Genomic DNA, 11654 nt, shown 5'->3' on the forward strand with positions numbered 1-11654 from the left:
CGCCCCCGAACGGAGCCCCACGTGAGTCGACAGATCCTCCGCCTGCCGATCTGGCGCGACGCACCGGCGCGGCCCGGCGCCGAACCGGTCGACGCCCGGCGGCTCGTCGTGCTCTGCGACGTCCCCGGCACCGAGGCCGTCGCGCTGCGGTCCGCCGCGGTGTCGGTGGCGCAGGTGGACGGTCGCGCTGACGGTGCCGCCGCAGGCTTCGAGCACGCCTCCACCCGGCTGCTCGGCGAGCTCCAGCGGGTGCTCACCGCGGGCGGCCCGTGCCACGTGCAGGTCGTGTGCCCGGCGGGCACCGCGACCGGGTACGCCGGACTCGTCGGGCTGCTGCGCACCGCGTCCCAGGAAGACCCGGGGCTGCGCGGGCAGCTCGTCGAGTTCGACCGGGTCCCCGCCGGGCCGGAACTCGCGCGGGTGCTGGCCGCCGAGCTCGGCTCCGCCGACGAGCACGTCCGGTACGACGGCGGCCGCCGCCGGGTGCGGGACTGGGAACCGGTGTCGCGCCCGGACGCGCCGGTGCCGTGGAAACCCGGCGGCGTCTACCTGATCACCGGGGGAGCGGGCGGTCTCGGCGCGCTGCACGCCGCCGACGCCGCCCGGCACGCCCCCGGCGCGCACCTGGTGCTGTGCGGGCGGTCCGAGTCGCGGGAGGTGCCGCACGGCGAGTACCGGCGCCTCGACGTCACCGACCGCGCCGCCGTCGCCGCACTCGTCGCCGACGTGGTGCGCGCGCACGGCCGGCTCGACGGCGTGCTGCACGCCGCCGGGCTCGTCGAGGACGACTACCTCATCCGCAAGTCCTTCCAGCAGGCGCAGCGGGTGCTGGCGCCGAAGGTCGCTGGTCTGGTGCACCTCGACCACGCCACCCGCGACCTGCCGCTGGACTTCTTCGCCGCGTTCTCCTCCGGCGCCGGGACGCTCGGCAACGCCGGGCAGGGCGACTACGCCGCCGCGAACGGCTTCCTGGACGCCCACCTGGCGCACCGCGCCGAGCTCGTCGCCGCCGGGGCCCGCTCCGGGACCAGCACCTCGATCGGCTGGCCGCTGTGGCAGGACGGCGGCATGCGCGTCGCCGCCGAGGAGATCCCGGCGCTCACCGCCCGCTTCGGGCACCCGCTCGCGACCGGCACCGCGCTGCGCGCCCTGCGCGAGGCGCTGGCCGTCGGAGCACCCCAACTGCTGGTCATCGACGAGGAGGGCGACGTGCCGGAGCGACCGGGAGACCTGCGGGCGGCGGTGCTGCCCGCGCTGAAGGAACTGGTCGCCGCGACGGTGCGGCTGGACCCGGCGAAGCTCGACGCGGCCGCGCCGCTGGACTCCTTCGGCATCGACTCGCTGGCGGTGACCCGGCTGAACCGCGGCTTCGCGCGCTGGTTCGGGGCGCTGCCGAAGACCCTGCTCTACCAGCACCCGACGTTGCACGACCTCGCCGGGCACCTCGCCGAACGGGACCCGGAGGGGTGCAGGCGGTGGCTCGCCGAGAGCGCGCCCGAGCAGCCGATGGCCGACACCGGCCCGACCCGCGCTGAACCGACCCGCGCTGAGTCGCTCAGCACCGGCCCGGCCAGCGCCGAGTCGGTCCGCACCGGATCAGCCGGCACCGGATCAGCCAGCGCCGAACCGGCCGGCACCGAACCGCGGCCCGCCCGCCCGCTCGATCCCGCCGAACCCATCGCGATCATCGGCCTCACCGGCCGCTACCCGGATGCCCCCACCCTCGACGAGTTCTGGCACAACCTGCGCACCGGGCGCGACAGCGTCCGCGAGATCCCCGCCGAGCGCTGGTCGCTGGACGGCTTCCACGAACCCGATGCGCAGCGCGCCGTGCAGCGGGGCGCCAGCTACGGCAAGTGGGGCGCGTTCCTGGACGACTTCGACCGCTTCGACGCCGCGTTCTTCGGCATCGCCCCCCGCGAGGCCGCCGACGTGGACCCGCAGGAACGGCTGTTCGTGGAAGCCGCCTGGTCGGCGCTGGAGGACGCCGGTTACACCCGGGAGCGGATCGCCGACCGGCACGGCGGCCGCGTCGGCGTGTTCGCCGGGATCACCAAGAACGGCTTCGACCGGACCGGTCAGCGCACGGACGCGGCGCCGCGGACCTCGTTCGCCTCGCTGGCCAACCGCGTCTCCTACCTGCTGGACCTGCGCGGGCCGAGCATGCCGATCGACACCATGTGCTCGTCCTCGCTGACCGCGATCCACGAGGCCTGCGAGCACCTGCGCCACGGCGACTGCGAACTGGCCGTCGCCGGGGGCGTGAACCTCTACCTGCACCCGTCGACCTACGTGGAGCTGTGCCGCTCCCGGATGCTCGCCTCCGGGCCGGCCTGCCGCAGCTTCGGCGCCGGCGGTGACGGCTTCGTGCCCGGGGAAGGCGTCGGGGCGGTGCTGCTCAAACCGCTGTCGCGGGCGGAGGCCGACGGCGACCCGATCCGCGCGGTGGTGCTCGGCTCCGCCATCGGTCACGGCGGCCGGAGCAACGGCTACACCGTGCCGAACCCGCGCGCGCAGGCGGCCGTGGTGCGCGAGGCGCTGGACCGCGCGGGCATCTCCGCCGGGGACGTGGGCTACCTGGAGGCGCACGGCACCGGCACCCGGCTCGGCGATCCGATCGAGGTCGAGGGGTTGACCGAGGCGTTCGCCGGGCAGGCCGAGCGGTGCGCGCTGGGCTCCGCCAAGTCCAACATCGGCCACCTGGAAGCGGCGGCGGGCGTCGCCGGGCTCACCAAGGCGGTGCTGCAGCTGGAACACGGCGCGCTCGCGCCCACGCTGCACGCCGAACGGCCCAACCCCGACATCGACTTCGCCGCCACCCCGTTCGTCCTGCAGACCACCGCCGCCGACTGGCCGGCCGCGGCGGGCCGGCCGCGCATCGCCGGGGTGTCCTCGTTCGGCGCGGGCGGCGCCAACGCGCACCTGGTGCTCGCCGAGCACCGGCCCGCGCCCGTCGCGCCCGCCGAGCCGCACGCGGTGCTGCTGCCGCTGTCCGCCCGCACGACCGAGGACCTGCTGGCCCGCGCCGCGCAGCTCGCCGGGTGGCTGGACGCCGCCGCGGACCCGGACCTGCCCGCCGTCGCCGCGACCCTGCAGCTCGGGCGCGAACCGATGGACGAGCGGGTGTGCTTCCGCGCGAGCACCGCGGCCGAATTCCGCGAGCGGCTGCGCGACTTCCTCGCCGACCCCGACGGCGGCGGGCCGTGGCACCGCGGCCGGGTCCGCACCACCCGGGAGACGCTGAACGCGTTGGCGGGCAAGGAAGAACTGCGCGCGCTCGTCGCGCAGTGGATCGCCCGGGACGAGCTGGGCGAGCTCGCCGCGTTCTGGGCGAAGGGCATGCCGCTGGACTGGACCGCGCTGCGGCCGGTCGCGCGGCGGGTGCACCTGCCCGCCTACCCGTTCGCGGGGCGCCGGTTCCCGCTCGGGGGCGCCGGTGACGTCCGCGCGGAGAACTCGTCACCCGCGAACGGCACCGCTGCGAACGACCTCGCTGAGCAAGGCATCGCGGCGAACGGCGCCGCCGCGGGAGACCTCGTCGAGCAGGGCACCGCCGCGAGCACTCCCGAGCGGCCCGCGGCCTCCCCCGCCGAGGTGGAGCGGGTGCTGCTCGACGCGGTCGGCGAGGCACTGGACGTGCCGATCGCCGAGATCGATCGGCGCCGCCCGTTCGCCGACCACGGCCTGGACTCCATCCTCGGCGTCAACCTGGTGCACACCCTCAACGCGGCCTTCGGCACCGAGCTGGAGACCACGGACCTGTTCGACCACGGCAGCGTCGAACGGTTGCGGACCCACCTGCTCGACACCTACGGCCCGGCGCTGCGCTCGCCCGGGGCCGAGCGGGACGGGATCACGACCGGCCCGGGATTCCCCGCCGGAACGGGGAGAACCGCCGCGGCGGAAGCGGACTCCGCCGCCGGGCGGGAGGAGGCGATCGCCGTCGTCGGCATGGCCGCCCGCTACGCCGACGCCGAAGACCCGCACGCCCTCTGGGACCACCTCGTCGCGGGCGCGGACCTGCTCGAACCCGTCACCCGCTGGCAGCTCGGCCCCGAGATCACCTGCCGCTCCGGCAGCTTCCTGCGCGGCATCGACCGGTTCGACCCGGTGTTCTTCGCGATGTCCGGCGTCGAAGCCACCTACACCGACCCGCAGCAGCGGATCTTCCTGGAGCAGTGCTGGAACGCCCTCGAAGACGGCGGCTACACCGGCGAACGGCTGCGCGAGCGCAACTGCGGCGTGTACGTCGGCTGCTACACCGGCGACTACCACGACCACCTCGACGACGCCCCGCCCGCGCAGGCGCTGTGGGGCACGATGGGTTCGGTCGTCGCCTCCCGCATCGCCTACCAGCTCGACCTGCGCGGACCGGCGCTGACCACCGACACCTCCTGCTCCAGTTCGCTGGTGGCGCTGCACCTGGCCTGCCGCGACCTGCTCTCCGGCGCGACGGACCTGGCGATCTCCGGTGGCGTGTTCGTGCAGACGACGCCGCGGCTGTACCGCTCGGCGAGCCCCGCGGGCATGCTCTCGCCGACCGGGCGCTGCCACGGCTTCGACGCCCGCGCCGACGGGTTCGTGCCCGGGGAGGGCGCGGGCGCGGTGCTGCTGAAGCGGCTCGCCGACGCCGAGCGCGACGGCGACCACGTGTACGGGCTGGTCCGCGCCACCGGCGTCAACCAGGACGGCACCACCAACGGCCTGACCGCGCCCAGCGCCGCCTCCCAGGAGCGGCTGCTGCGCGAGGTGCACGCCGCGGCGGGCGTCGAACCCGGCGGCATCCAGCTGGTGGAGGCGCACGGCACCGGCACCCAGCTCGGCGACCCCATCGAGTTCCGCGCGCTCAGCCGCGCCTTCGCCGGCGCCCCCGCCGGATCGGCCTCGCTGGGCACCATCAAGCACAACCTGGGCCACACCCAATTCGCCGCCGGGATCGCCGGGGTGCTGAAGTCGCTGCTGGCGCTGCGGCACCGGCGGATCCCCGGCTGGCCCGGCTTCGGCGAGCCGAACGCGGCGCTCGCCCTCGACGGCAGTCCGTTCCGCATCGACCGGCACACCCGCGACTGGCCGGAACCCGCGTCGGGGCCGCGCCGCGCCGCGGTGAGCTCGTTCGGCGCCAGCGGCACCAACGCGCACGTGGTGCTGGAGGAGCATCGCGGCGGACCGGTCGCCGCCATCCCCGGCGAGCACGCGTTCCTGCTCTCGGCGCGGACTCCGGCCGCGCTGCGCGAGGTGGTGCGGCGGCTGCTCGCGCACCTGAACCGGGAACCGGGCCTGCCGACCGGGGTGGTGGCGCACAGCCTCGCCGCCGGGCGCGCGCACTTCCCGCACCGGCTCGCCACGACCGCCGCCGACCTGCCCGCGCTGGCCGAGCGGTTGCGCGGCTGGCTCGACGGGACCGCAGGGCCGGAGGTGCTGACCGGGGAGACCGCCGCCGATCCGCGGCCCGCGGACGGGGACCGCGCGCTCGCACCGCAGGAGCTCGCGCGGGCCTACGTGCGCGGCGAGGTGGACCGGTTCTCCGCGAGCTTCCCGGCCGCCGCGCGCCGCCAAGTGCCGCTGCCGACCTACCCGTTCGAGCGGCAGCGGTACTGGATCGAACGACCCGCCGCGACGGGCCTCGGCGCACCCGCCACCACCGCCGTCGCCGGGCCCGTGGAACCGCGGACCGCGCAGGCCACCGCCCGGACCGCGGAGGTCACCACCCGGGTGAACCCCGCCTACCGCACCCGGCTCACCGGCGACGAGTTCTTCCTCGCCGACCACCACGTCAACGGCCGGGCCGTGCTGCCCGGCGTGCTCTCGCTGGAGTTCGCCCACCGCGCCGCCACCGGGGATCGCACCGCGCCGCTGCGGCTGCGCGACGTGGTGTGGCCCGCGCCGTTCCCCGTCGCCGAGGGCGGCGCGGAACTGGCGGTGCGCCTCGACGGTGACGCGTTCCGGGTGCTGCGCGACGGCACCGAGGTGCACGCCCAGGGGCGCATCGCGGAACCCGCCGCCGCGCAACCGGAATCCCTCGACGTGCTGCGCGCCCGCTGCTCCCGCCGCACCCTCACCCGGCAGCAGTGCCACGACGCGCTGGAGGCCGTCGGCATCCGGCACGGCGACCGGCTGCGCGCCGTGCGAAGTCTGTCCATAGGGGACGGTGAGGTGCTGGCCCGGCTGGAACTGCCCGCGGACACCGGTGATCCCGGCGAGTTCGCGCTGCACCCGGCGATGCTGGACAGCGCCGTCCAAGCCGTCGTCGGCCTGCACGGCGACGCGACCGGCGCGCTCGCCGAACGCCGCGGCGCCCCCGCGCTGCCGTTCGCGCTGGAGCACGTCGACCTCTTCACCCCCACCACCGCGCGCATGTGGGCACACCTGCGCCACACCGCGGGCTACGAGCCCGCCCCCGACCGGGACGTGACCAAAGTGGACATCGACCTGTACGACGACGGCGGACGACTCAGCGCGAGCCTGCGCGGCTACGCCTCCCGCCAGGTGACCGGTGCGGAGGAGCCCGCTGCCACGCTGCTCGCCCCGGCCTGGGACGCACTGCCCGCGGACGAGGACGCGCCGCTCTGGCCGGCGCCGCAGGCCCGGGTCGTGCTCGCCGGTGGCACCCCCGAGGAGCAGGCGGAGCTGCGCCGCCACCACCCGGGCGCCACCGTCCTCGACGTCACCGCCGAGGCCACCGTCGATCAGCTCACCGGACTGCTGCCCGCCGAGGTCGAGCACGTGTACTGGACCGCCCCGGCGACCGATCGGCCCGAGCAGGCACCGATAGCGCTGTTCCGCCTGGTCAAGGCGCTGCTGGCCGGAGGTGCCGACGCCCGTGGGCTCGGCCTCACCGCGCTCACCCGGCGCGCGCGGCTGCTGCCCGGGGACACCGGATCTAACCCGGCGCAGGCCGGGGTGCACGGGCTCCTCGGCACCCTCGCCAAGGAGTACCCGCACTGGCAGGTCCGGGGCGCCGACCTCGACGGACCGGTGCCGTGGTCGGAGGTGCGCGCGCTGCCGGCCGACCCGAACGGCGAAACCCTCGCGCACCGGCACGGCGAGTGGTACCGCCAGCGCCTGCTCGAAGTCCCCGCGCCCGGCACCACCGCCGCGCCCCCGCGGCCCGGCGGCGTCGTCGTCGCCATCGGCGGCGCGGGCGGCATCGGCCAGGTGTGGACCGAACACCTGCTGCGCCACCACGGCACGCAGGTCGTGTGGCTCGGCCGCCGCCCGCAGGACGCCGAGATCACCGCCAAGCAGGACGCGCTCGCCGCGCACGGCCCCCGCCCCGACTACGTGCGGGCCGACGCCACCGACCGGGACGCGCTCGTCCGTGCCCGCGACGAGATCGTGCGCAGGCACGGCCCCATCACCGGGGTGCTGCACTCGGCGATCGTGCTCGGCGACCAGACCCTCGCCCGGATGGACGAGGAGCGGTTCCGCACCACCTTCGCCGCCAAGGCCGACGTGACGGTCAACCTCGCCGAGGTGTTCGCGGGCCAGCCGCTGCGGTTCGCCGCGTTCTTCTCCTCGATGCAGGCGTTCTTCAAGGCGCCCGGCCAGGCGAACTACGCGGCGGGCTGCACCTTCGCCGACGCCTGCGCCGAAACGCTCCAGGAACGCCTGGGCTGCCCGGTGAAGGTGCTGAACTGGGGCTACTGGGCGGGAGTCGGCATCGTCACCGCCGACGGCTACCGGCAGCGGATGGCGCAGCTCGGGCTCGGCTCCATCGAACCGGAGGAGGGAATGGCCGCGTTCGACGCGCTGCTGGCCTCCCCGCACCCGCAGCTGGCGCTGCTCAAAGCCACCGACACCCGCAGCATCGACGGCCGCTACTCCGCGGACGCGCTGACCCACCTGCCCGCCACCACCCCGTCGCTGATCGAGGCCCTGCGCGAGGGCAGGCCCGACCGGCGCGAGGAGGTGGCGCGGCTGCGAGCGGGCGCCGACGGGCACGCCGGGTCGATGCACGACGCGCTGGTGCGCATCACCTGGGCGCTGCTGCGCTCGCTCGGGCTGTTCGCCGACGACCGCGCCGCCACCGCCGCGGAATGGCGCGCGGTCGGCGGCGTGCAGGACCGCTACCAGCGGTGGATGCAGCACAGCCTCACCGTGCTCACCGAATCCGGGCACCTGCGCCACGACGGCGACGGCCGTTACGCCCGCACCGACGGTCGCCCGGTCGACCTGGACGCCGCCTGGGCGGACTGGGACCGGGACAAGGACCGCTGGCTCGCCGAGGACGCCAAGCGCGCCCAGGCCGTGCTGGTGGACACCACGCTGCGGGCGCTGCCGGACATCCTCACCGGGCGCCGCCCCGCCACCGACGTGATGTTCCCGGGCACCTCGCTGCACCTCGTCGAGGCCGTGTACAAGAACAACCCGGTCGCCGACCACTTCAACGACGTGCTCGCCGACACCCTCGTCGACTACCTGCGGCGGCGGCTGGAACAGGACCCCGGCGCGCGGCTGCGCATCCTGGAGATCGGGGCGGGCACCGGCGGCACCAGCGCCGTCGTGTTCCGCCGGTTGCAGCCGTGGGCCGAGCACGTCGAGACCTACCGCTACACCGACATCTCGAAGGCGTTCCTGCTGCACGCCAAGAAGACCTACGGCCCGATCGCGCCCTACCTGGACGGCCGGATCTTCAACGCGGAGCAGCCGCTCGCCGGGCAGGACACCGATCCCGGCCAGTTCGACGTGGTCATCGCCACCAACGTGCTGCACGCGACCCGCAACATCCGGAACACGCTGCGCAACGCGAAGGCCGCGGCCCGGCCGAACGGGGTGCTGCTGCTCAACGAGCTGTCCGACAACATCGTGTTCAGCCACCTCACGTTCGGGCTGCTGGACGGCTGGTGGCTCTACGACGACCCGGCGCCGCGCATCGCCGGATCTCCCGGGCTGTCCCCGCGGAACTGGACGCGGCTGCTGGCGGAGGTCGGGTTCCGCGGCGCGTTCGTCGGTGCCGAGGGGGCCGACGACCTCGGCCAGCAGGTGATCGTGGCGGAGAGCGACGGCGTGGTGCGCCAGCCGCGCGAGGGCTCCGCGTTCCGCGGGGTGCTGGCCGACGCGGCTCCGGTGCGCTCGGCCGCCGCGCCCGAACCGGTCGAAAACCCAGCAGTGGCGGCGGAAAGCCGTTCGTCCGATGTGGATGGTGAGCGGCGAGTCCGGGATGCCGCCGCCGACTACTTCCGGGGGCTGGTGGCCGAGACGCTGCAGCTGCCCGTCTCCGACATCCGCTCCGACGTGTCCTTCGACCGCTACGGCATCGACTCCATCCTGGTGGTGCAGCTGACCGACGCGGTGCGCCGGGTGCTCGACGGGGTGGGCAGCACGCTGTTCTTCGAGGTCCGCGACGTGGACGGGCTGGTGGCGCACTTCCTGCGGACCCAGCCGGCGGCGCTCGCGGCGCTGGTCGGGGTGACCGCGGAGGAGGAACCGGCGGCCGCGGCCGTCCAGGCACCGGCCGACACCACGAGTCCGGCCACCGCGAGCCCGGGCACCGCGAGCCCGGCCGCTGCGACTTCGGGCACCGCGAGCCCGGCCACCGCCACGTCGCCCGTCGTCACCTCGCTCGCCGCCGCTCCGGCCGCCGCCGCTCCGGCCGCCGCCGAGCCGGTGCCCGCCGAGCACGGCACCGCCATCGCCGTCGTCGGCATGGCCGGGCGTTACCCGGGCGCCCGCGACCTCGACGAGTTCTGGGCGAACCTGCTCGCCGGGCGGGACGGCATCACCGAGATCCCGGTGGACCGCTGGGACCACGACCGCTACTTCGACGAGCGGCCCGGCGTGCCCGGCAAGACCTACGCCAAGTGGGGCGGTTTCCTGGACGGCGTCGACGAGTTCGATCCGCTGTTCTTCGGCATCTCCCCGAAGGCGGCGTCCACGATGGACCCGCAGGAGCGGCTGTTCCTGCAAACCGCGTACTCGGCGCTGGAGGACGCCGGCTACACCCGCGACGCGCTGCGCGCCGCCGCCCGGGCGCGGGTGGGCGCCGACGCCGGGGACGTGGGCGTGTTCGTCGGCGCCATGTACTCCGAGTACCAGCTGCACGGCGCCGAGCGGACCGCGCTGGGCGACCCGGTGGTGGTGCCCGGCAGCCTCGCCTCCATCGCCAACCACGTCTCGTACTTCTTCGACGCGGGCGGCCCGAGCATCGCCGTCGACACCATGTGCGCCTCGTCGCTCACCGCGATCCACCTGGCCATGGCCGCGCTGGAACGCGGCGAGTGCGGGGTGGCGCTGGCCGGGGGCGTGAACCTGTCGCTGCACCCGAGCAAGTACCTGATGATCGGCGAGAGCCGGTTCGCGGCGAGCGACGGGCGCTGCCGCAGCTTCGGCGAGGGCGGCGACGGCTACGTGCCCGGCGAGGGCGTCGGTGCCGTGCTGCTGCGGCCGCTGGCCGATGCGCTGGCCGACGGGGACCGGGTGCTCGGCGTGATCCGCGGCAGCGCCGTCAACCACGGCGGGCACACCCACGGCTTCACCGTGCCGAACCCGAACGCGCAGGCCGCGGTGATCCGCCGCGCCTGGCGCGAGTCCGATGTGGACCCGCGCGGCATCGGTTACCTGGAGGCGCACGGCACCGGCACCTCGCTGGGCGACCCGATCGAGATCGCCGGACTCTCCGCCGCGTTCGCCGAGTTCACCGAGGACCGCGAGTTCTGCGCCATCGGCTCCGCCAAGTCCAACATCGGGCACCTGGAGTCGGCCGCCGGGATCGCGGGGCTGAGCAAGCTGCTGCTGCAGCTGCGCCACGGCACCCTGGTGCCCTCGCTGCACGCCGAGCGCACGAACCCGAACATCGACTTCCCGCGGACCCCGTTCGTGCTGCAGCGCGAGGCCGCGCCGTGGGAGCGCGACGGCGACGAGCCGCGGCTGGCCGGGCTCTCCGCGTTCGGCGCGGGCGGCGCCAACGCGCACCTGATCGTCGAAGAACACCTCGCTCCCGAGCCGGCGCCGCGTGCCGTGGAACCGGTCCTGGTGGTCCTCTCCGCCGCCGACCCGGAGCGGCTGCGCGAGTCCGCCGGTCGGTTGCGGGACGCGCTGCGCGCGGGGGAGTGGTCCGACGCGGACCTCGCCGACATCGCCTACACGCTGCAGGTCGGCCGGGAGGCGATGTGCGCCCGGTTCGCCGTGGTGGTGCGGGACCTGGACTCGCTGATCGAGGCGTTGGACACCTGCGCGCGCGGCGGGACGCCCCCGGGCGGGCACGTGCGCGACGGCGAGACCGGTGCCGCGCAGGGCTTCCTCGCCGACGAGGACTTCCAGGAGACCGTGCTGCGCTGGGTGCGGCGCGGGAAGCTCGCGCCGCTGGCCGAGGCGTGGGCCGGTGGGCTGCACGTCGACTGGGCGCGGGTGCACGCGGACGGGCCGCGGCCGCGCAAGGTCGGGCTGCCCGGATATCCGTTCGCGCGGGAGAAGTACTGGTACACCGACGGGCTCGGGGAACTGCCCGCGAACCCGGTGGTGCGGGTGGAGGTCGGCTCGGGCCAGGGCCAGGGCCAGGGCCAGGGCCAGGGCCAGAGCCACAGCCACAGCCACAGCCACAGCCAGGGCCGGAGTCGGGCGCTGCCCGCGGCGGCCACCGGTGCCGAGGTGACCGCAGTGATCCCGGGCGCCTCGACCCCCGTCACCTCGAGCTCGGCCACCTCGACCCCCGCCAC

General features: G+C 75.4%; 1 protein-coding gene. It reads left to right on the forward strand.

What is annotated here, in order from left to right:
- Positions 1–21: 21 nt before the first annotated feature.
- Positions 22–11654, forward strand: an 11633-nt coding sequence (locus LCD35_RS15230) for an SDR family NAD(P)-dependent oxidoreductase (RefSeq protein WP_225044365.1), incomplete at its 3' end; no start/stop codon positions are given.

Origin of the sequence: Saccharopolyspora sp. 6V (assembly GCF_020176785.1) — a bacterium.
GTDB classification, from domain to species: domain Bacteria; phylum Actinomycetota; class Actinomycetes; order Mycobacteriales; family Pseudonocardiaceae; genus Saccharopolyspora_C; species Saccharopolyspora_C gregorii.